At 34.1% G+C, this 23176-nt stretch carries 23 protein-coding genes; 19 read left to right on the forward strand and 4 right to left on the reverse strand.

The window, feature by feature from the left end; all coding sequences use genetic code 11:
- Positions 1-14 precede the first annotated feature (14 nt).
- Entirely contained in the window at positions 15-2438 is a 2424-nt protein-coding gene (locus AC1RPQ_RS01245) for a Xaa-Pro dipeptidyl-peptidase (protein ID WP_481760941.1), read from the reverse strand.
- Positions 2439-2592: 154 nt separating this feature from the next.
- Here AC1RPQ_RS01245 and AC1RPQ_RS01250 point away from each other — a divergent pair, with 154 nt between their 5' ends.
- From AC1RPQ_RS01250 to AC1RPQ_RS01280, 7 genes are all read left to right on the forward strand, one after another.
- On the forward strand, positions 2593-4194 hold the full coding sequence (locus AC1RPQ_RS01250; protein WP_481760940.1) for a peptide ABC transporter substrate-binding protein: 1602 nt from the start codon (positions 2593-2595) through the stop codon (positions 4192-4194).
- Positions 4195-4327: 133 nt separating this feature from the next.
- Positions 4328-5431 carry a YibE/F family protein gene (locus AC1RPQ_RS01255; protein WP_481760939.1) on the forward strand — a complete coding sequence of 368 codons (1104 nt, stop codon included), beginning with the start codon at positions 4328-4330 and terminating at the stop codon, positions 5429-5431.
- Positions 5428-6180 (forward strand): YibE/F family protein, encoded by a 753-nt coding sequence (locus tag AC1RPQ_RS01260; RefSeq protein ID WP_481760938.1) that lies wholly within the window; start codon positions 5428-5430, stop codon positions 6178-6180. Before AC1RPQ_RS01255 ends, AC1RPQ_RS01260 begins: the two co-directional genes overlap by 4 nt.
- A gap of 60 nt (positions 6181-6240) precedes the next feature.
- A complete protein-coding gene (locus AC1RPQ_RS01265; RefSeq protein WP_481760937.1) occupies positions 6241-6912 on the forward strand; it encodes an MIP/aquaporin family protein in 672 nt (223 codons plus the stop codon).
- 108 nt (positions 6913-7020) lie between these two features.
- Entirely contained in the window at positions 7021-8196 is a 1176-nt protein-coding gene (locus tag AC1RPQ_RS01270; protein WP_481760936.1) for a cation:proton antiporter, read from the forward strand.
- Between the two features lie 133 nt (positions 8197-8329).
- Positions 8330-9169 carry a pyridoxamine kinase gene (locus AC1RPQ_RS01275; protein ID WP_481760935.1) on the forward strand — a complete coding sequence of 280 codons (840 nt, stop codon included), beginning with the start codon at positions 8330-8332 and terminating at the stop codon, positions 9167-9169.
- 1 nt (position 9170) lies between these two features.
- Complete coding sequence (locus AC1RPQ_RS01280) at positions 9171-9713, forward strand: ECF transporter S component (protein ID WP_481760934.1); 543 nt, start codon at positions 9171-9173, stop codon at positions 9711-9713.
- A 49-nt stretch (positions 9714-9762) separates the two neighbouring features.
- Here the strand turns inward: AC1RPQ_RS01280 and AC1RPQ_RS01285 are convergent, their stop codons facing one another.
- Positions 9763-9942 carry a hypothetical protein gene (locus AC1RPQ_RS01285; RefSeq protein WP_409021673.1) on the reverse strand — a complete coding sequence of 60 codons (180 nt, stop codon included), beginning with the start codon at positions 9940-9942 and terminating at the stop codon, positions 9763-9765.
- A 174-nt stretch (positions 9943-10116) separates the two neighbouring features.
- On the opposite strand from AC1RPQ_RS01285, the gene AC1RPQ_RS01290 reads away from it, so the two are divergent.
- The 9 genes from AC1RPQ_RS01290 (at position 10117) to AC1RPQ_RS01330 (ending at position 16360) form a co-directional block, all read left to right on the forward strand.
- Positions 10117-10671 carry a guanylate kinase gene (locus tag AC1RPQ_RS01290; protein ID WP_481760933.1) on the forward strand — a complete coding sequence of 185 codons (555 nt, stop codon included), beginning with the start codon at positions 10117-10119 and terminating at the stop codon, positions 10669-10671.
- 78 nt (positions 10672-10749) lie between these two features.
- A complete protein-coding gene (locus AC1RPQ_RS01295; protein ID WP_409021670.1) occupies positions 10750-11190 on the forward strand; it encodes a Fur family transcriptional regulator in 441 nt (146 codons plus the stop codon).
- Positions 11191-11259: 69 nt separating this feature from the next.
- Positions 11260-11754, forward strand: coding sequence for a hypothetical protein (locus tag AC1RPQ_RS01300; RefSeq protein ID WP_481760932.1), 495 nt, complete (start codon positions 11260-11262; stop codon positions 11752-11754).
- An 18-nt stretch (positions 11755-11772) separates the two neighbouring features.
- Positions 11773-12585 carry a DUF6681 family protein gene (locus AC1RPQ_RS01305; protein WP_481760931.1) on the forward strand — a complete coding sequence of 271 codons (813 nt, stop codon included), beginning with the start codon at positions 11773-11775 and terminating at the stop codon, positions 12583-12585.
- Between the two features lie 151 nt (positions 12586-12736).
- Entirely contained in the window at positions 12737-13474 is a 738-nt protein-coding gene (locus tag AC1RPQ_RS01310) for an amino acid ABC transporter ATP-binding protein (RefSeq protein WP_409021667.1), read from the forward strand.
- Between the two features lie 33 nt (positions 13475-13507).
- On the forward strand, positions 13508-14335 hold the full coding sequence (locus AC1RPQ_RS01315; protein WP_481760930.1) for a glutamate ABC transporter substrate-binding protein: 828 nt from the start codon (positions 13508-13510) through the stop codon (positions 14333-14335).
- Positions 14332-14970: an amino acid ABC transporter permease gene (locus AC1RPQ_RS01320; RefSeq protein ID WP_481760929.1), complete on the forward strand. Its 639-nt coding sequence runs from the start codon at positions 14332-14334 to the stop codon at positions 14968-14970. The genes AC1RPQ_RS01315 and AC1RPQ_RS01320 overlap by 4 nt, the downstream gene beginning before the upstream one ends.
- Before the next feature lie 17 nt (positions 14971-14987).
- The gene (locus AC1RPQ_RS01325; protein ID WP_409021664.1) at positions 14988-15641 is read left to right on the forward strand and encodes an amino acid ABC transporter permease; all 654 of its coding nucleotides are present in this window, start codon (positions 14988-14990) and stop codon (positions 15639-15641) included.
- A 125-nt stretch (positions 15642-15766) separates the two neighbouring features.
- On the forward strand, positions 15767-16360 hold the full coding sequence (locus tag AC1RPQ_RS01330) for an NADPH-dependent FMN reductase (RefSeq protein WP_481760928.1): 594 nt from the start codon (positions 15767-15769) through the stop codon (positions 16358-16360).
- Between the two features lie 53 nt (positions 16361-16413).
- Here the strand turns inward: AC1RPQ_RS01330 and AC1RPQ_RS01335 are convergent, their stop codons facing one another.
- Positions 16414-17751: an APC family permease gene (locus tag AC1RPQ_RS01335; RefSeq protein WP_481761139.1), complete on the reverse strand. Its 1338-nt coding sequence runs from the start codon at positions 17749-17751 to the stop codon at positions 16414-16416.
- Between the two features lie 146 nt (positions 17752-17897).
- A complete protein-coding gene (gene hflX / locus AC1RPQ_RS01340; RefSeq protein ID WP_481760927.1) occupies positions 17898-19169 on the reverse strand; it encodes a GTPase HflX in 1272 nt (423 codons plus the stop codon).
- A gap of 299 nt (positions 19170-19468) precedes the next feature.
- On the opposite strand from hflX, the gene AC1RPQ_RS01345 reads away from it, so the two are divergent.
- The 3 genes from AC1RPQ_RS01345 (at position 19469) to opp3C (ending at position 23169) form a co-directional block, all read left to right on the forward strand.
- On the forward strand, positions 19469-21112 hold the full coding sequence (locus tag AC1RPQ_RS01345; RefSeq protein WP_481760926.1) for a peptide ABC transporter substrate-binding protein: 1644 nt from the start codon (positions 19469-19471) through the stop codon (positions 21110-21112).
- 99 nt (positions 21113-21211) lie between these two features.
- A complete protein-coding gene (gene opp3b, locus AC1RPQ_RS01350; protein ID WP_409021660.1) occupies positions 21212-22141 on the forward strand; it encodes an oligopeptide ABC transporter permease in 930 nt (309 codons plus the stop codon).
- Positions 22142-22143: 2 nt separating this feature from the next.
- Positions 22144-23169 carry an oligopeptide ABC transporter permease gene (opp3C, locus tag AC1RPQ_RS01355; RefSeq protein ID WP_481760925.1) on the forward strand — a complete coding sequence of 342 codons (1026 nt, stop codon included), beginning with the start codon at positions 22144-22146 and terminating at the stop codon, positions 23167-23169.
- Positions 23170-23176: the final 7 nt, after the last annotated feature.

A 23176-nucleotide genomic window follows, 5' to 3' on the forward strand; every position in this document is an offset into this window, starting at 1 on the left:
ATTTTCTTTTTTATTTAGAATAATGATACTGTACTAACAGATTGATAAGGAATTTTAAGACGCGAATTAGCTAAGTTAATAGTATAACTATCTGAATCGTTATTTCGTAAAGTCATCCCAAAATCTGTTGCGTAAATGATTAATTCAATCTGATGACCTTCCTTAATGTGATAGGCAGTTGGTTGTAAATCAAAATCTACTGTGTTGAAAGTTCCTGGAAGGACAGAATCATTTTGATAACGATTTGTCCTATTTTGTAAATTGATATGACCTTTGGAAATCATTTTCCAAGGAGTTTTTGTGGGATTTTTAGTAAATTCAACCAAATCATCTTCACGCCAATGAAATCCCATATCTAAAGATTTTCGTTTGAGAATGGATGGCACGGGGGTGAGTCTATTTTCTTCACCATAATCGATAAGCATGCAACTAATGAGCCCTTTTGTTTGTAGTGCTGCAACAGACAATTTTATGTGAGCAGAACCGGAAATAAACAGCGGTTCTGTTAATGGTTCTGAGATTAATTGGATTCTATTTTTAGCCATTTCTGTTTCTTTAGTTGAAACTAAAGCTTGATTCCAAAGATGATTATCTCTGACGTAGTTGTTAAAAAGGTCAGTTGGTAAGTTATCTTTGAAAGTAGCAAATTGGTGAGCATCTGATGTGACTGATTGTGTTAATTTATTTTGTTGGAAATGATAGGATTGGGTAGGAGAATCCGGGTCTGCCCAATCATCATAAGTGTGCCACGTTTCAGCTTCTAGGTTATCTTGTATGGTGACATTGGGAATAAGTGTCTCAGCACCATTTTCGATATTATAAAGTTGATTTGATAACCATAAATTCATCATATCAGTGAAATCTAATGAGCGAAAGTTATTGATATAGATATGTTTACCTTGGTGTAAGAATAATTTTTTAACAATAGGTAAAGGACGTAATGCTTGCCAAAGTTGTTCAACTTGGCGAGGTTTGACGTTCCAATCATTTAAACCATGGACCATAACAATATTTGCTTTGATATTTTTAGTTTGGTTTAAATAATTACGTTCATCCCAAAATTTATTGTAATTACCAGATGCACGGTCTTGTCCTATAGATAATCGATTCATAACTTTGTCAAAGTAGTCTTGAATATTAGCGTAGTCGGCGGCATCTTTTTGGCGACTTAAACAAAGCGCAGCTAAAACATCTGCATCTTCACCTTGGCAAGCTTCAGGCGCGACGACTAGTCCATTTTCACGATAATAATCATACCAACTTGAAATAGCGGCTTCAGAAATGATTGTTTTTAAGCCGGATACACCAGTTGTTGCAGCTGCAGTAGCAAGCGTACCAAGGTAAGATTTACCAGTCATAGCAACGTTACCATTACTCCAAGTGGCTTTAATTGATCGATTATCGAGTTTATTTGTGAATGCTTGCCGATGTCCCGTTAGCCATTCAATAATGGCGACGGTTGATACCGTTTCTTCAACACTCCCACAAGTACGAATACCATCTGATTCTCGAGTACCAATACCAGCTGCATAGACGATTGCAAATCCTCTAGCTAGCATGTAATCGTTGAATGTATACGAAGATTCACGGCTAAAGGTTTGCTCAGTTTCTGTTGATTCTGAGAGGATTGATCGTGGTTCGGGTAAGTTGGATTTCTGATAGTTATAGGTGATATCAGATTCAGTTAATTCAGTAACTGGTTTTTCGGTAAGCGGGATATCAACGTTGCGCATTAATTCAGAATCATCATTTGTGCCTTGATTGTAAGGACTTGCTGTATAAAGAATAGGTACTTTTAGTCCGGATGTAACTAGTGGTCTTAAAATTTCTGTTTTTAATAAATCACGTTGACCATCTTGGTCAGTATCTAATGGGGCTTCAACGTAGACGACTTCACGAATCAGTTTAGTTGTATCAAAAACAGGTTGCGCTTTTCCATTGAAAAATAAAGGTTTCGCATCTTTATAAAATGAAACAAAGTACCCTTTATTTGCTAGTGTATCTGTGAAGACTTGGCCATTTTTGGTATGTGTTGTCAGTAAGAGATACCATGCGGACCAAAAATCATTAACGGATTCAATAATTTCAATAGAAGGTAACTGAATTTTAGCCATTGCCGTAAATGGGTCATCAATTTTGAAATCGACATCGACTTCAAATTCTAGTAACTGTAATGCAACATTATAAAAGATAACAGGTGTTAATTCCTTTTTTGTAGTAAAAAATTCATAAACAGAAATGGATTCTGTCGCTAATAAGGACATCATTTTTTGTTGTTTCGCACCGATTGTTTGATAGTCGATGAGAATTTTATTGAGTAATTGTTCAAATAAATGTGTAGGATTGGTTTCGGAGGCTATATACAAATTAATAGCTTTAAGTTCTTTTATTTGTGTCTCAAAAGTAGGTGTATAGTTAGCAAATTGATTATTTTTCATAAGTCAAAAACTTCCTTTCAGAATTGAGTAAGACACTGGGTTAAGTATAGCTTAAATGTAAAGTTGGTTGAAATGATACGTCTTTATTGACAAAAAATAAGTAACTAGGTAAAGTTAATCACATTAAGGTAACTAAAAAAGGAGAGTGTCTAAAGTGAGAAGGAAAATTGCGGTAGTTTTAAGTATCATGTTTATAGGGGTGCTAGCTGCTTGTTCAAAAACAGCGACGAAAGACGATAACATATTAAAAGTGGCTGTAACTGATCAATTAGGCACTTTAGATTCTACTAAATACAGTGATACATTTAGTGTTGAAGCAATACAAAACGTTTATGAAGGATTGTATACGTATAATCAAAAAAATAAACCAGTGTTAGCTGCAGCAAAAAGTGTGACGGTTAACAAAGCAAAAACAGTTTACACCTATAAATTAAGAGCTGAGAACTGGTCAAATGGGACTCCTGTTACAGCAAATGACTTTGTTTACGCTTGGCAAAAACTAGCAAATCCTAAAACAGCATCACCTAATTCACAACGAATTGATATTATTAAAAATGGGTTTGCTATCCGAAATGGCAAGATGGCCGTTGATAAGTTAGGTGTTAAAGCGCTGAATAAAACAACATTAGAAGTTACTCTGGCACAACCAATTAGCTATTTACCAGAAGTATTAACGGGTGCACCATTTGTACCTCAAAATGAAGCTTACGTTAAAAAACAAGGTAGTCAATATGCAACGGATTCACAACATATGATTGTGAATGGTCCTTATAAATTAACTGATTGGGAAGGAACTAATAACAAATGGTCATATGTTAAAAATACCAGTTATTGGAACGCTAAATCAGTTAAGTTAGCTAAAGTTGACGTTCAAGTTGTTAAAGATGGTGCAACTGCTGGCAAGTTATATCAAACAGGGAAGATTGATTTCTCAATGTTAGCAAATGATTATGTTAAACAATATAAGAATGAAAAAGGGTTCGCAACACGTAAAACACCAATGATTGGTTATTTAGGTTTTAATACTAAGCGTGAGGCAACTGGTAATAAACATATTCGTAAAGCAATTGCGCTAGGATTTAATAAAAAATTATTAGCTAGCAAAATTCTTAATGATGGTTCATCTGCATTAAATGGAATCGTCCCAGCTAAATTTGTGTCAAATCCGATTAATGGGGAAGATTACCGTAAAGAAGCAGGAGACTTGCTTGCTTTTAATAAAAAAGAAGCTAAAGCAGAATGGGAAAAAGGACTTAAAGAGATCGGTAAGAAGGACTTAACAATTGAAATATTGGGTTCTGATACGCCAGAAGCTAAACAAGTGATTGAATACTTGCAAGCGCAGTTAGAGAGTAACTTACCTGGATTAAAAATTAACGCACGTAATATTCCAATTAAATCGCGATTAGCAGCAACAACGGCTTACCAATTTGATATCGTTTATGGGACATGGACACCAGATTATGCTGATCCAATTAACTTTATTAATGATGGTGGCGCTTATCATTTAAATACCGATTACAAAAATGCACAATATTTAAAAGATATCGATCAGTCTAAAAATGAATTTGCAACAAATCCAACGAAACGTTGGAATAGCTTGATTGATGCTGAAAAGCAATTGGTCGAAGAAGATGCTTATACAGTACCTGTTTTCCAAGGTGCAATGGCCTACTTATTGAACCCAGATGCATCCGGATTACACATTAACCCATATGGAACGACATTATTTTATCGTGACATGTCTATTAAGTAGATAATAGTTAGCTGTTTCAAAGCTTTATAAAGTTAAAATAAGATAGATTAAAGTCTGGCCTTTGGTCGGACTTTTTTTGTTGTAAAATGTTAAACTGGTGGAAGTGTATTAATAATAAATGAGGTGTGAACCCATGAAAAAGTTACTTCAGAAGAACATTATTTTAATTCTAACGATTATTATCGGTGGCATACTCGTAATAGGTGTTAAATTTGATCAAGCACTGTATTCAGATACGATTGTTAAAATAACACAGGTTAAGGATGAAAAAACTGAAAAAGTAACAGATGAATTTGAAAATAAAGATACACAGACTAAACAAAAATTATTTGGAACTGTGATGAATGGTAAGTATAAAGGGCAAAAAATAAGACTACCAAATACATATTCTTCATCTCGCGCAAATGATCAAAAATACCAGAAAAATGATCAAGTATTTGTAACGATTAATCCTCATAAAAGTGGATTAACTGGTATTATTGATGGGTTCAAACGAGATGTCGTCGTGGCCATATTAATTTGGATTGCCGTTAGTATGCTGGTAGGATTTATGCAGTTTAGTGGCATGATTGCTGTATTAAGTATCGTCTTAAATATGATTATTTTCTTTTTAGCCATTAAATTTGAAATATTCGTTAATATTACGAACTTCTTTTGGATTTTCGCAGGTATTGCTCTAATATTTGCAGTACTGACCTTGAGTTTGGTAATTGGCTTTAATCGACAGATGCTGGTCACGTTATTGGCAACTTTGACGGGAACTAGTTTATCGTTAATCATTAGTGTCATTATTTTAAAACTGACAAATGATCAAGGGATGCATTACGAAGCTCTATCTTATGCAACGCAAGCGCCAAAGGAACTATTCCTTGCTGCCACACTACTAGGTTCTCTAGGGGCTGTCATGGATGAATCGACAGATATCGTTGCAACACTATTTCAATTAAAAAAAGAACAACCAACTATTTCATCGAAAGAACTTTTTAAATCTGGACGTGAGGTTGGACAATCGATTATGGGACCATTAATTAACGTCTTATTCTTAATTTTTATTGCTGACATTTTCCCACTTGCCGTTTTGTACTTTAGAACGACCAATACAATTGGCTATACTTTTTCATGGACCATGGCTTTAGGAGTTGTCCAAACATTAATCAGCGGTATTGGGATTGTCATTGCGATACCTGTCGCAAGTTTTTTTGCAAGTCGATTAATCAAAGGGGATGACACATTATGATTACAATTGGTTGGTTAAGTGCCATTTTATTTGTCTTAATGGTCATTGTTGGAGGAATGAATGGTGTTCGTTCATTTTTAAGCTTATTTTTTAATTTTATCATGTTATTTTTTACGATTATTTTAATTACGGGAGGATTTCCGCCGGTAGCAGTGACCCTAATTAATGGCATTATTATTTTAGCTATTACGATTTTTCTTGGTGATGATAATGTGCAAGTTACTGAAACTGCTTTTTATGCTTCGTTAATTGTTCTGGTTATTCTCGTTCTTTTGATTATTCCAGTTGAACATTTTGCTGCAGTTCAAGGTTTTGGTGCAGAAGATAGTGAAGAAATAGAAGCATTTTCGTTATTAGTAGGCGCTAATTTTATGCAAATAGCGATTTCAACAGCTATTTTTAGTACTTTAGGCGCAATTGCTGAAGGTGCGATTGCAATTTCGGCTGGCTTAAATGAGATTATTGAACAAACACCAACAATTGATTTAAAAAAGTTATACGCAGCTGGTATTAGTATTGGTAAACATATTATTGGAACAACGTTTAATACACTATTTTTTGGTTTCTTTGGTGGCTTTTTAGCGCTATTTATTTTATTAGTACAGACGCATGCTACATTCGCAGATATTATAAATGATAAAATTTTTGTTGCAGAATTAATAATGATTTTATTTTCTATTATAGGTGTTATTCTAGCGGTTCCAATTACAGCATGGGTTTTAATTCAAAAATTAAAAATAAAAAAATAATTGAAATGAGTTTATGGTTATGTGTATAATTAAGAGATACTAATATAGGGGGATTTAAAATTGAATTATAAAAATTATATTGCTGAATTTATCGGCACATTTTTCTTGGTATTATTTGGTACAGGGGCAGTTACGTTAGGTAACGGTAGCCCACTTGTTATTGCACTTGCATTTGGTTTAGCTATTACATTGATGGTTTATGCTATTGGACCTGTTTCAGGTGCACACATCAATCCTGCTGTTTCATTAGCAATGTACATCAACAAGCGCATGTCATTGACTGATATGGTTGCTTACTGGGTTAGTCAAATCTTAGGTGCGATTGTAGCATCTAGCGTGGTTAAGATGATTATTTCATCAATGACAGATACATCAAAAGTTGCTGATGGTTTTGGTTCAAATAGTTATGCAACAATTCCTGGTGGTATGGCATTTTTCGTTGAAGCCTTATTCGCATTCTTATTCATCTTTATTATTTTGATGGTTACGAGTGAAAAATTTGGTAACAGTAATATTGCTGGCTTTGTGATTGGTTTAACATTAACAGTACTTATCTTTGTTGGTTTACCACTTACAGGGGTTTCAGTTAACCCTGCTCGTAGTATTGGACCTGCACTTTATGCCGGTGGCGATGCACTTTCACAACTTTGGGTATTTATTCTTGCACCATTAGTTGGTGGTGCTATTGCAGCATTCGCAGCAAAATATATTTTTAACAGTGAAGAAGCTTAATTTAATTAAGTGAATCATAAGCAGTGAATTCCGAGAGGGAATTTGCTGCTTTTTATTTTTAATGTATGTTATGGTTAATATAGATAGTGACAAGTGAGAGGAGAAATAATGGCATTTTTAGGAACGATTTGTTTAGTATTAGTGGCAACATCAATTGCGGGTCATGTCAGCACACGAATTGGTGTTCCTAGTGTTATCGGGCAATTATTAGTTGGTGTTTTACTTGGACCAGCAATGTTGAATTGGGTCCATTCAGATCATTTATTTGCGATGTTCGCAGAAATTGGTGTGATTATTTTAATGTTTATGGCGGGATTAGAAAGTGATTTAGATCTACTTAAAAAGTATTTAAAACCGGCCTTATCAGTTGCGACTTTAGGTGTTGTCTTCCCTATCTTAGTTGTCTATTACTTTGGTCGAATTTATAATTTTGGATTTGAATCGGCTTTATTTTTAGGTGTTATCTTTGCGGCAACGTCAGTTAGTATTTCCGTCGAAGTCTTGAAAGAATTAAAACGATTAGATTCAAAAGAAGGTGCAACAATCCTAGGTGCGGCCGTTGTGGATGATATCTTAGCTGTTGTTATTTTAAGTGTATTAGTTAGTGTATTTGGTAATATTACAAGTACCGGTGATAGCGCACAAGCTAACATTTGGATTGGCTTCTTATTAGAATTTGTTTACTTCATTGGTATTTTAATCCTATTCAAGTGGGTGGCGCCTTTCTTGATGAGATTAAGTGAACGATTATTAGTTGGCTCATCGATTACGATTATGTCACTGGTTATCTGTCTAGGTATGGCCTACTTAGCTGACTTAGTGGGGTTAAGTGCTGTTGTTGGTGCCTTTTTTGCAGGAATTGCAGTGGCACAAACACCGTATAAAAAAGAAATTGATGCCAATATTGAACCAATTGGTTATGCAGTCTTTATTCCAATGTTTTTCACGAGTATTGGATTAAGCATGTCATTTGATGGATTTATGAAAAATATTTGGTTTATCGTTATTTTAACGATTTTGGCCGTCCTCACAAAATTACTAGGTGGTGGATTAGGTGCTAGGTTACTTGGATTTGATTTAAATAGTGCATATGTAATCGGTGCGGGGATGATTTCTCGTGGCGAAATGGCTTTGATTATTGTCCAAATTGGGTATACCGCACACTTGTTGTCGACGGAATACTATTCGGCAGTTATCATGGTAATTATTATTTCAACTATCGTAGCACCGTTTATGTTAAAACATGCGATTGGTCGACAAAATAAAATTGAATTGAAGAAATAGTTGAACTGTTGAGGAACTAGCCTAGTGCTAATTTTTCAACAGTTTTTTATTTTTAAATGGTTACTAAATATCGCTATTCTGGCGTATTCATTTTATAATGAATTAAATAACTTCAAATGAAGAAGGTGGAATAATGAAACAATTATTGATTGCACAAGATTTATCTAGTGTTGGTGGTGTTTCATTAGGGATTGCGGTTCCTGTTTTAGCTAGTTATCAACAACGGACGACAATATTGCCAACAATGTTATTAAGTAGTCATACAGGTGGATTTGGAGTACCAATGAAGGTAGACATCTCACCATTTATAAAAGCTTTTGAAGAACACTGGGCAACTATTCCAGTTCAATTTACGGGCGCATATTTGGGCTATCTAGGGACGGCAGAAAGTATTAAAATGATGGGGATTCTACTAGATAGGTTATCTGATGATAAAGCACTCACCGTTATTGATCCAGTTATGGCTGATCACGGCACGTTATATTCAGGACTGACAAACGACTATGTAGAAGAATTAAGCATGTTATGTTTAACGCAAGCAGATTTAATTTTACCCAATTTAACAGAGGCTTACTTATTGGCAGACTGTAATTATCAGGAAAATCCTAGCGAGGCAGAAATTAAAAAGTTACTAACACGTTTATTAAAGAAATTAAATTTAAAAGCGGTTATAATTACAGGAGTTACAAACCAGAAAAATCAAATTGGTGTTGTTTTTCTAACAAAAGAAGGCGAATCAGGTTGGGTATTAAAAGAACAACGTGAGAATCATTATTTTGGGACAGGAGACTTGCTAGCAAGCTGCGTAGTGGGTGAGTTAATGAATGGTCATTCACTAAGGGAAGCATTGGAATTTGCAGTAGAAGTAACATGGAAAGCGATGAGTAATTCTGATAATGAAGGACTTGATCAAAGGTTAGGGGTTAATTTTATGAGTATTTTACCCGATATTAACGATAGAATGGAAAAATAAAATGAGAAATGAAAGATTAAGAAGCATTATTTTAGCGGGATTATTTGCGGCAATTATTTATATAGGTATCTCAGTTTTTAGAATACCAATCCCAGCTATGGTGGGAAAACCATTTATTCATTTCGGTAATTCACTAGCAGCATTGGCCGTGATTTTTTTAGGGTTTAGTTATGGCACAATTGCAGGAGCGATTGGTCTGGGATTATTTGATATTTTGAATGGTTATGCAGATACGTCATATTTTACTGTACTAGAAGTAGTGGTTATTGCATTACTAATTACGGTTGTTACGAAAGGATTAAAAAATTATCATGGTAAATATTGGATTATCATTATTGCTGCAACGGCAGGAATTGGTAAAATAGGAACATCATATTTAGTTTCGATTGGTGAAGCAATGATTAAAGGTGTTAGTTTTAATGTCGCCGCTGTTCAGGCGTTTTTAAGTTTACCTGCAACTGTTGTTAATTCAATCTCGACAATTATCATTGTTAGTTTATTATACGTACCCATTAAGCGATTGATGGTAAGGTTTAATCGGTAAAAAAGTCCAAATAAAAAAGGGTTGATGTGCGTGAGCTCACATTTACCCTCTATACAAATTGTCCAGATTGAACATATTTCATTTCTGTTGATAAGTTGGAAACGGCTGTTTCGATTGTTACCCCAGAACCTGAAATGGCTGGATTATTTTTTGAACTAGCAATAAAGATTTGTTTTTCAGTGTCTAAAGAAATCGTATACCAGTTTTTACTAAATGTTCCAAATTTCATAAGTGTGTATCCTCCGTATTTCTATATCTTACTACCATGAAAGCGCATTCTACTTTCTTTAGTAGAAGCTTAGTATAGTACGTACATAAAATGAATGCAAGTCATTTGTTTTATATTAACCAAAAATTTTTTAAATAATATGAAGAAGTCTAAAAACGATAAAGGGATGATTTAATGCAAAAACGAATATTCGTGATCACGGGTGCTCCGGGAACAGGTAAAACGACGATTAGAGACTATCTAACCAAGCAATTTGATGCCAAAAAGGTGATTACTCACACAACTAGGCAACCAAGAGTTAATGAAAAAAATGGTCGCGATTATTATTTTGAATCCGATGAAACTTTTTTTAATTTTCATTATTTAGAACATGTTGAGTATGATCGCCATTACTATGGTTCATCAAGAGAAGCGATAGATGCTGCTTGGTCAGAGGCAAAAAATGCGACAATTGTACTCGATACGGCAGGTGCCATCACGTATTCAAAAGAATTACCAAAAGAAACAGTTGTCTTATATTTGTCTGTATCGGATAATCAGATATTACAAGATCGGTTAATTAAACGGGGAGATACGATTCGAAATCGAAGTTTACGCTTAGATTCTGGTGAAGCAAAACGAGACATGAAACTTCCAGCAGATCTTGAAGGTATAGCACATGTCATTATTAATGACGATTTAGTTGACGCAAAGAAACAGATTGATCAGTTAATTCAATCATTAGGTTAAGAGTGATTGCTTTTTTTAGTTGATATGGTATTCTTCTTAAAGAGTAACCATTATTATTTAGAAATGGAGATAAGCCTTTTGACTGAATTAATTGATGATGCATTGCATATACTAAAAGAAAATAAATATAAAATTACGAAACAAAGAAAAAGTTTATTAACGTATTTAAGTCAGTATGAGGAAGCTTATGTTGACGTTACAGTTGTGGATGACTATATGAGAAATAAATATCCAGGGATGAGTCATAATACAATTTATCGAAATATCAAAGAATTTAAAGAAATGGGTCTTGTTGAGCAACGGATGAATGGTGAACGAGCCTGTGTAAAATATCAATGTGATTTTAGTCACAAACATCACCATCATTTTATTTGTACTTCTTGTAGTAAGGTGGTTGAACTTGATAGCTGTCCGCTAGATTATTTTGTAAAACAGTTACCAGGTTACAAAATAGAAGAACATAAATTTGAATTACATGGGATTTGTGATGAATGCCAAAAAAAATTATCGAAAAATTAAGTTTATCTTCGAATAAACTTCAATAACAAATGGTTTAATGGAAAAAGTACAAAATTGGAGTGAGAGTTAATGGCATATAGAACGCCACCATTTATAACACCTTTTGCAATTGTTTCTATCGTACTTGCATTGGGCGCAACTAACGTTGTTGTTAACAAAACAACGAATACAAACGAAGGAGCAACAGTTTCTTCAGTAGCTTCATCACCGTCGGAAACTAAACCTAAAGTAGACGATAATTCGAGTTCCAAAGAAGTAAGTTCATCTTCTGAGACGAGTTCTTCTGATTCGTCCTCTTCATCAGAAAGTTCAAAAGATGAGTCTAGTAGTTCAAGTGCTGCCGATGAAACATCAAACAAATCAGCAAGTACAAGTGCCGATAATACAACGGATGATAAGAGCGCGGAAACAAGTACCGATGACACAACTGATACAAGTACAGATACTGATACAAATGCGGATAAAGCTAGCTCGGCAACAAGCACAAGTAGTAGCGTGAAGAATACTAAAACGGTAACGACTGACAAAGCCAAAGCCAGTGCAGAAACGACAAATACAGACTAAGGATTAGGAGGTAAATAAATGTTTAGTTTACTAGATTTAGCAAACCATTATTTAGGGTTTATTAATGTTAATTTAAAATTAAAAAATAGAATTTATACTGTTTTAGGCTTTCTTGGTAATTGGTATTTATTGTATATCGCATCACGATATTTCATAAATGGTTATTATGTTAGAGGTAGTTTGTTTATTCTTGCTTTTTTTGTTTTATTATATTTTATTGTTTTAAATGTTATTCATTATTTTACAAATAAAACAACTAAATTTGATCCTTCACCGAAAATTGAAAAATTGTTGGGCGGACCGCCTAAGGAAGAAATTGAAGGAGATAAACGTCGCCGAATGCAACCAGGTTATGTTCAAACGAATGGCCTATTTGATTCTAAAATGCTGATGCCAGCGACACTTAGGACAAATAGAAACGAAAAAGTAAGTATTCAAAAAATTGCTGATCAAATGAAGCAAGTTAAGTATTCAGATTTTGATTATGATGGATTGTCAGATGATGCTATTATAAAAGAAATTCAGAAAACAGGAAAACCAGTGTCAGAGTTAGCACAGCCCGTTGCTTTTCCATTTTTTGAATTAAAAATAGAAGACGAAAAAATGAATGTTTACGCTGGAATGAATCAGATTGATAAACAATTGATTGGTCGCCTAACCCATGTTGGTTTATCTGATATTGAAACGGCTAAAGAACAATATGATATTTACTTAGCAACAGCAACTATTTATGGTGGTAATCAGAAGGTTGCTGGTCGATCATCAGTTATTGAAGAATCACATAAATTTCACGTTAAAGTTCAAATTGCCTATAAAGAAAAAGAAAATTAGTAAAAAAGTGATAGCAAATAACTACATTGCTATCACTTTTTTTGTGATTATATGGTACATTTAAAAAAGACTGCAATTAAACATCCATTTGGTAGTATAATTAAAGTATCACAAAAAAGAATAAAAGAGTTAAGAGAAGGGGATTGAGAGTATGGCAATGATCGAATTTAAAAATGTGGAGAAATATTACGATAAATTTCACGCATTGAAGAATATCAATTTAAAAGTTGAAGCAGGCGAAGTCGTCGTTATTATCGGGCCATCTGGTTCTGGAAAAAGTACATTAATCAGAACTATCAATGGTTTAGAGCAAGTTAACGAGGGGCAACTATTAGTTGATAATTTTGATTTAGCAGATAAGAAAACGAATATTGATAAAATCAGAAAAAATGTTGGGATGGTATTTCAACATTTTAACTTGTACGAAAACAAAACTGTTTTAGAAAATATTATGCTTGCACCACGTTTAGTTTTAAAACGGGATGAAGCTGAAAATAAAAAAATCGCAATGGATTTATTAAAAACAGTTGGACTTGATGATAAAGCACAATCATATCCTAGAATGTTATCAGGTGGACAATCGCAAAGAATTGCCATTGCCCGTAGTCTAGCTATGAAACCTAAGGCGCTATTATTTGATGAACCAACTTCTGCATTAGATCCTGAAACAATTGACGATGTTTTAAAAGTTATGAAAGATATCGCTAAAAATGATGGGATCACAATGATTGTTGTAACTCATGAAATGGGCTTTGCTCGTGAAGTAGCCGATCGTGTTATTTTCATGGCTGATGGTCAAATTCTTGAGGATGATACAACAGTAGAATTTTTCGACAATCCAAAAGAAGAACGTGCAAAAAAATTCTTGAGTAAAATTATTAAACATTAAGGAGCTCAAGACTGTGAGAGTGGGGATTAAAATATGAAACAATTAAGAAAAATTAGCTTATTGTTTATGAGTATAGCTATGGTATTAGTTATTGCAGGCTGTGGAGCGCAAAGTAAAGCCAACATTGCAACAACAGCTAAAGAAACAAAAACAATTAACTGGGGTGTTAAAGCAGATACGAAGTTATTTGGTTTAATGAACATCAAAACCGGTGAAATCCAAGGATTTGATATTGATATTGCTAAGGCAGTGACAAAAAAAATCTTAGGTAAAGATGGTAAAGCTAATTTTGTTCAGGTAACAAGTAAAACAAGAATTCCACTTTTGAAAAATGGAAATATTGATGCAATTATTGCGACGATGTCCATTTCTAAAGATCGTGAAAAACAAGTTGATTTTTCTAACTCTTATTTTGCTGCCGGACAAGCTATTTTAGTTAAAAGAACAAGCTCAATTAAATCCGTAAAAGATTTGAATAAAGACGGTATGGTTGTTTTAGGTGTTAAGGGTTCAACTTCAGTTATTAACATGAAGAAGTATGCACCTAAAGCAGAAGTGCTGGAACTAGATGATTATGCGCAAGCATTAACCGCACTAAAATCTGGTCAAGGTGATGCTTTAACAACTGATAATGGTATTTTATATGGGATGGTTAAAGAGAATTCTGATTTTGCTGTTGTTGGTGGTACTTTTACGCATGAACCTTACGGAATTGCGATTGATAAAGGCCAAGGTGAATTTAAGAATGAAGTTAATAAGGCTTTAGCTGAAATGCGTGCCGATGGCTCGTATGAAAAATTATTAAACAAATGGTTTGGCGATATTCCAGGATTTAGTGTGAAGGAGGCGAGTCAACAATGATTACGATTTTTACAGAACATTGGCAAGCCTTATTAACAGGACTTGGCTATACATTGTGTTCAAGTGTACTCGCATTATTTTTTAGTTTAATTATAGGTTCGTTCTTTGCAATTTTGGAAGAAATGCCATATCGAATTTTAAAAATTATTGCACGTATCTATATTGAAATATTTAGAAATATTCCGTTATTGGTTGTTGCAATGTTTTTCTACGTTGTGGTACCTATGTACGTTACGAATATCAACGGATTTACAGCTGGAACAATCGGACTAACGATTTACACATCTGCCTTTATTGCAGAAACAGTTCGTGCTGGGATTAGAGCTGTTGATCCTGGACAAATGGAAGGTGCTCGCTCAAACGGGTTAACATTCATGCAATCGATGTTTCATATTATTTTACCCCAGGCATTTAAATATGTGATTCCACCTTTGGGTAATCAGTTCATTAATTTGGTAAAAAACTCTTCAGTTTTAGCCTTCGTTGCTGGATTTGATTTAATGTACCAAGGTGATATTATCGCATCAACAACATTTGATACAATCAACACGTACATTATCGTTGGGGTGTTATATTTAATTATCACGATGCCATTAAGTTATTACATGAGACATTTAGAAAAGAAATTAAGTTAAAGGGGGTCTAGAAAAATATGTCAGATTTTATTGCAGCATATAGTTGGGAAAATATTCGCTACTTACTACAAGGATTATTAGTAACAATCGAAGTTTCAGTTATTTCAATTATTTTCAGTTTTATAATTGGCGCTATTCTAGGCCTAACACGATATATTAAAGTAAAACGTTTATCTGCTATAGTTGGTTTTATAATTGATTTAATTCGAAATTTACCATTACTTTTAATCTTATTTTTCGTTTATTTTGGCTTAGCAAATGTTGGTATTCGGTTATCAATTTTCTGGTCAGCAACGTTAGCGATGACCGTTTTCGAATCAGCAATGTTAGCTGAAATCATTCGAAGTGGTATTCAAGCTGTTGAACCCGGACAAATGGAAGGTGCTCGCGCAAATGGTCTAACTTATTGGCAAGGTCTGCGTGTGATTGTCTTACCACAAGCTTTAAAGAAAATGATTCCACCATTGGTTAGTCAATTTATCTCATTAATTAAAGATACGTCATTGGCTACTATCATTGTTTTACCAGAGTTACTGTATCATGCACAATTAGTATACGGTCAAAATACTAATTATGTTATTCCAATGTTCGTCGCTTTAGCAGTGATGTACTTCGTCGTTTGTTATGCACTATCATTGGTTTCAAGATACTTAGAAAGACGCTTAGCGTAGACAATAAAATAAAAATGGTTGTTGAAATCTATATAGATTTTAGCAACCATTTTTATTAGTTAGTAGAATCGGCATAAAATGACGGTTTGTTTGATTGAAAAATAAATTAGAAAGAAGATGATGTCATGGTGAAAATTGCTGTTATTCTAGGGAGTTCAAGAGAGAATTCTATTGGTAAAAGGGTCATTAAGTATATTGAAGGAGTAGCAAAAAATCAGGATAATGTTGAATTTTCATTTCTAAAATTAAGTGACTATCAGTTAACCTTCTTCCACGAAAAATTGGCACCTATGCAAAATGAAAATCGACAACTACCTGAAAATGAAGCACGATGGATAGCGGATGTAGCTGCGGCAGATGGCTTTATTATCTTAACGCCTGAATATAATCATGCTATTCCAGCCGTTTTGAAAAATGCAATCGATTATTTGGCTTTTGAAGGGCAACGTAAACCAGTTAAGATTGTGGGCTACTCAGATAACATGCGCGGTGCACAATTTGCAACAGCTGAATTAGTACCTATTTTGAATCGATTAGGATTTATCACGTTGCCTACGCCAACATTATTGGGAATAGTTGATCAAACATTTAATGAAGATGGACAACTAAATAACGATGCTAAGTTAACAGATTATACAAAAAATAAAATTGCTCAGACTTTGCAAGAAATTAAATTTTATACACAACTTTTTGTGAATAATCCTTTTCCCGGAAAATGATGAATTAAAAATAAAAATGTGTAATGACAATAGCTGTCATTACACATTTTTTATTATAGATCTTTATTTTTATGTGTTTCGTATAAATAAACCGGGATACCAAGTGCAACAATTGTAAATGAAATTAAAACACCTACAATATCTGATTGAACTTCGCTAACTAAAACGAAGGCTGCACCTAAGATAGCAACAATAGGTGTTATGGGGAACAATGGAACTGAGAAAACACGTTTTAAATCTGTTCCTTTATTCCGACGGCGTAAGATAAAGAGGCCGACGAAAGTCATAACATAAAAGCAATAAACTGTAAAAATACAAATTTCAGATAAGCGATCAGCATCAAAAAATAAAATCATAATCGCTGCAATACTTAAAGCCACACATGTTGCAATAACAGGTGAATGTGATTTTGGATGTAAATAAGATATTTCTTTATGGAAAGGTAATTGTTTGTTCTTACCCATTGCCCACATAATTCGAGGGAATGTCATGATTTTACCGTTCATACAACCAAGAATAGAAATAATGACACCGATATTCATAATTTTTCCACCAAGTTGGCCAAAGGCAATCTTAGCAAATTGTGGTGTTGCATTTTCGCCTAGTTGATGGATTTGACTAGCAGGCATGACACGCATAATACTGAACGAAACAAGAATATAAATAAGAAGAACAATTGAAATTCCTAAAACAATAGCTCTAGGTAATGTCTTTTTAGGATTTTTAATTTCATCACCCATATTAGCAATCAGAATCCAACCATCATAAGCAAATAAAGTAGCTAGTATACCAACACCAAAATTATTTGTAGAGTGACTGACAGTTGCAACAGATTGGCCAAGTGCATTTGCATTGCCAAAAAATAAACCAAAAATAATAATAGCAGCAATAGGGAATAATTTACAAATAGTTGTAATAATCTGGAATGAAGCACCATAACGATTTGATAGCATATTTAGGAAGCCAATAGAAATGACTGCAATTAATGCGATTAAATGAGAATAACCAGCTGGAATACTAAAGAAATCTACTATTAAAATAGCAAGGTACGCGCCTAACGCAGCAATCATAGCTGGTCCATACACGATAACTTGCATCCAACCAGCTAAGAAACCCCAAATTTTACCGTAAATTTTTTCCATGTAGATATATAATCCACCGGTTTCTGGAATTTGAGATCCAATTTCAGCAACAGTTAGTCCAGCGGTTAAGGTTATGATACCACCACATAGCCATGCGAGCAGGGCATTTGTAGTAGAGCCGGTGTAGTCAAGTACCGAAGCTTGTTTAAAGAAGATACCAGAACCAATAACAGTTCCGATTACGATTGATAATGCTGACCATAGACCTAACGATCTGTTAAGTCCAACTGCTGGTTTTTTTTCCAAAATTGAATCCTCCTTTTCTAAAATGAATAGTTGCATTTTAGCATAACAGCGGGAATCATGCAATAAACTAGATATGATTATGACGACAAAAAAGAGTGCGTGAATCGGCTATTTCAGACCGATTCACGCACTCTTTTTATAGAATTATTTTAAACGATGTAATCTTGCAATTGGGTTGCAATAGTTTTTGTTGCATCAATCTTTAATTTTGTACCTGATTCTTCATAATCTGTTTCTAAGATAGTTGCCTTTTCATTGATTAAATCAACAAGTTGACCTTTATCAAATGGGATAAGAACAGTCATAATTTCGTTATCTTTAAAGACATTCTTTTTAATGATATCTACTAATTGATTAAGTGATTTTTCATCACGCGCACTATAAGTGAATTTATCATCTGAGAAAGTAGGATAATCAATATTTGCTAAATCAGCTTTATTATAGGCATAAATCATCGGAATGTTTTCGACGCCAATAGCTTTTAATGTATCTTCAGTTGTTTGAATCATTTCCTCAGCATGTTTATCAGCCACGTCAATCACTTGGATAAGTAAATCAGCTTGTGCAGCTTCAGCCAAGGTTGTACGGAAAGCTTTTACTAATTGGTGAGGCAATTTGCTGACAAAACCAACAGTATCGCTCAATAAAATTTGTTTTTTATCTTCAAATTGAATATTACGGACACTTGTATCTAATGTAGCAAACAACATATTCTTTTCAAAAACTTGTTTGTCATCATCTTGTCCGATTAGACGAAGCAAGCCGTTCATTGTCGTTGATTTACCTGAATTAGTATAACCAACTAATGCAACAGTCGGAATACCAGATTTATCACGTTGTTTACGTCTAGTAGATTCTTCTTTGTCCATTTCAGCAAGATCTTTTTTAATGTGGTTAATCCGATTTTCAATCACACGACGATCTAATTCAATCTTCGTTTCGCCAGCACCACGGTTAGCGAGTCCACCACCAGATTGTTGATCTAGTTTATCTTGCATCCCTCTTAAACGAGGTAACTGATATTGAAGTTGAGCCATTTGAACTTGGAGTTTTGCTTCGCGTGATTGTGCTCTTGAAGCAAAAATAGCTAAAATCAGGCCTGTACGATCCATAACTTCCATACCTGATGCAGCTTCAAGGTTACGAATTTGAGTTGGTGATAATTCGTCGTTTACAACTAAAATTTTCACACCTTGTGCTTCACTTTCAGTCTTGAATTCTTCAGCTTTACCTTTACCAAAGTAAAGGGCAGCAGTTGGTCGATCTAATTTCTGACGAATGTCTTCAACAGCATGCATGTTGTTAGCTTCGACTAATGCAGCTAATTCAGACATTGTATAATCTAAATTTTCACGTTGTTTTTCGATACCAGCAATGAAAACGTCAATAACTGGTATTTCTGTAGAATAAGTTTCTTTCATGAGAACCTCCTCGTGGAACTTAATTAATAGGTTAAGTATAACATTTATTCAAAAAAATATTCGAACATCAAAATAAGTTAACTGAATTAAATGAGAATTAATGAATAAAAATGGCCAAACTCTCATTTTAACAACGTGCAAATGTTATGAGTTGAATATTTTATATAGTTAAACGGCTTTTTTAAAGGCGCTTGAATCTCTTTTTAATTAAATTAGAGTTTAATGTTGATTTTAATCTTTTTCTAATGTAAGATAAACCTACGTTAAGAAAAGGTAAATAAAAAAGGAGAGGTCATATTATGAAGTTAAAGTCAGTTTTGAAATTAAGTGGTGTGCTAGCATTGTCTGTCATTGTCTTGGCAGCGTGTGGATCTAAATCTTCATCTTCAGATAGTAAAGAACTCGCTGATAAACAGGTTATTAATTGGTCTGAAACAGCTGAATTACCATCGATGGATTTATCGACAGCAACGGATACAGTTAGCTTTAACATGTTGAACAATACTAATGAAGGTTTATACAGAATTGGTAAGAACAGTAAAGTGTCAAATGCACTTGCAACTAAAACAACCGTTTCAAAAGATGGCATGACTTATACATTTAAACTTCGTGATTCAAAATGGAGCAACGGAGACGATGTAACGGCTAAAGATTTTGTTTATTCATGGCAACGGACCGTTAATCCTAAGACAGCTTCACAATATGGTTACCTCTTCTCAGGGATTAAAAATTATGATGCAATCAGCGCGGGTAAGATGGCGCCATCAACATTGGGAATCAAAGCAACTGACAAACATACATTAGTTGTAACACTTGATAAAAAAGTACCATATTTCAAATTATTGATGGGCTTCCCAACGTTCTATCCACAAAATCAAAAAGTTGTTGAAAAGTATGGTTCTAAATATGGCACACAAAGCAAATACATGGTTTACAATGGTCCATTTACATTAAATGATTGGACAGGAACTAACTTAACTTGGGACCTAAAGAAAAATGACACTTATTGGGATAAAAAAGCAGTTAAGCTAACACAAATGAATTTCCAAGTTTCTAAAGATAATACAACAAGCTATAATTTATACCAAAGTCAAAAATTAGATATGACGAATTTATCTGCTGAACAAGCTAAAACATTGAAAACAGATAAAGACTATATCACACGTAAACAAGCATCAACGTTCTACTTACAATACAATCAAAAGAATAAATTATTTAATAACCAAAAGATTCGTCAAGCTATTTCATTAGTTATCAACAGAAAACAATTTGTTGATAAAATTTTAGGGGATGGCTCAACTGTTGCGACAGGTTTAGTATCATCAGGTCTTGCTTCAAATCCTAAAACAGGCGAAGATTTTGCAAAAGAATCAACCGTTAAATCAACTGCAAATACAGACATTGCAAAAGCAAAAGAATTATGGAAAGCAGGATTAAAAGAAGTTGGTGTTACAAAAGCTAGTTTCTCACTTCTAAGTGATGATACTGATAAAGCTAAGAAAACAAATGAATTTTTACAAAATGCGATTGAAGATAACTTAGATGGTGCGGATGTAACATTAACAAATATCCCATTCAAATCACGTTTAGCAAAATCAACTAGTGGTGATTTCGATATTGTTGTTACAGCATGGGGTGCTGATTTCTCAGACCCAATCTCATTCTTAGATTTATTTACTTCAGATAATTCACAAAATGCAGGTAAATGGAAAAATAGTGAATATGATGCATTGATTAAAGCTTCAAAAACAACAGATGCAAGTAATGCAGATAAACGTTGGGATGATTTAGTTAAGGCTGAAAAAATCTTGATGAAAGATCAAGGAATTGCACCTCTTTACCAAATGGCTCAAGCTCAATTATTAAGATCAACAGTTAAAGGTGTTATCTACAATGGAGCTGGTATCAATTACAATTTCAAAGATGCTTATGTTACTAAATAATTAATTAACGTGTTAAAATTTAACAAGTGAGAGTTAGCTACCACGGCTAATTCTGACTTGTTTTAATTACATAATAAAGCAAAAGTGAGGGTCAGAATTATGGGTAAATACCTAGTTAAACGAATTTTTTATATGCTACTGACGTTGTTTTTAGTCGCAACCATTACCTTCTTTTTAATGAAGTTAATGCCTGGATCACCTTATGCGAATCAGCAAAAAATGACAACTGAGCAATTACAGATTATGAATGAACAATATGGATTGAATAAACCCGTATGGCAACAATATCTCATTTACTTAGTGGGATTAGTTAAGGGTGATTTAGGAACGTCATTCCAATACAGTAATCAACCTGTGTCATACCTAATTTCAAGCCGTATTGGACCATCCGGACAACTTGGATTACAAGCTATCATCTTCGGAATAGTTATTGGAATTGTGATTGGTGCCATTGGTGCGATTAACAAAAATACTTGGATTGATACTTCTTCAACAATTTTATCAATCTTAGGTATCTCAATTCCTTCTTTCGTCTTAGCTGTTTTATTACAGTATTACGTAGGATTAAAGTTAGGCTGGTTACCAATTGCTGATTGGGGCGGATTCAGTTACACGATTCTACCGACAATTGCTTTAGGGGTTGGCCCACTGGCGGAGACGGCCAGGTTCATTCGAACCGAGATGGTGGATGTCCTAAGCAGTGATTACATTGAACTGGCTAAGGCTAAAGGATTAACAAAGTTTGGCGTTGTATTCCACCATGCTTTACGTAATAGTTTAATTCCTTTAGTAACATTAATCGGCCCTTATACGGTTGCATTAATGACTGGTTCAATGGTTGTTGAAAATATATTCTCAATTCCTGGAATTGGTGAACAATTCGTAAAATCAATTTTGACAAATGATTTCCCCACAATCATGGGTGTTACAATGCTTTATTCAGCTGGACTAGTAGTTGTTATCTTATTAACAGATATCATTTACGGTATTATTGACCCAAGAATTCGATTAACTGGAAGGAGAAATTAACGATGGCAGATAAAATTGACCTACCAGTAGATGCATTTGAACCGTTAGATAAAAATAACGCTATTGATAATGAAAAAATTGCTGCACCGTCGTTGACTTTCGTTCAGGATGCTTGGCGTCGGTTGAAGAAAAATAAAGGGGCTTTTATCTCACTTTGGGTCCTGGTTGCAATTTTTATTTTGGCATTTGGATCCCCCATTTTAGCACCACATAGTGCAACAGAACAAAATGTTGAGTATACAAATTTACCACCTAAAATTCCTGGTGTACCAATAGATGGATTAAATGGAAAGTTAAAAACATCATCAGGTAGCTGGTATGATGCTTATGAACAAAATAGTATTCCAAAAGATAAATACTTTATTTTAGGAACGGATGTTTTTGGACGTGATTTGTTATCAAGAATTATGTATGGAACTAAGATTTCCTTAATCGTGGCACTAGTTGCTGCATTAGTCGATTTAGGAGTCGGTGTTGCTTATGGAATCTTGTCCGGTTGGCGTGGCGGACGTGTTGATACATTCATGCAGCGAATCATCGAAATTATTTCATCGGTACCTAACTTGGTCGTTATTGTTTTAATGTTATTGGTTTTCAAACCAGGTTTAACATCAATTATTTTAGCAATTGCAGTGACTGGTTGGACAACGATGGCTCGATTAGTTCGGGCACAAACGTTGAAATTAAAAGATCAAGAATATATTCTTGCAGCTCGAACTTTAGGCGAGTCACCCGTAAAAATTGCAGTGAAACATTTACTACCTAACTTATCGAGTGTGATTATTATTCAAACAATGTTTACAATTCCTAGTGCTATTTTCTTCGAAGCTTTCTTAAGTTTCATCGGAATTGGGATTAGTGCTCCTCAAGCTTCACTTGGGTCATTATTGAATGATGGTCAAAAGAATTTCCAGTTTTTACCATACCAAATGTGGTATCCAGCAATTGTTTTATGTATTATCATGGTTGCCTTCAACTTATTAGGTGATGGACTCCGTGATGCCTTTGATCCAAAAACGAAAGAGTAGGTGTTGA

Source organism: Dellaglioa sp. CoH-57-MRSF-21, from assembly GCF_056781915.1.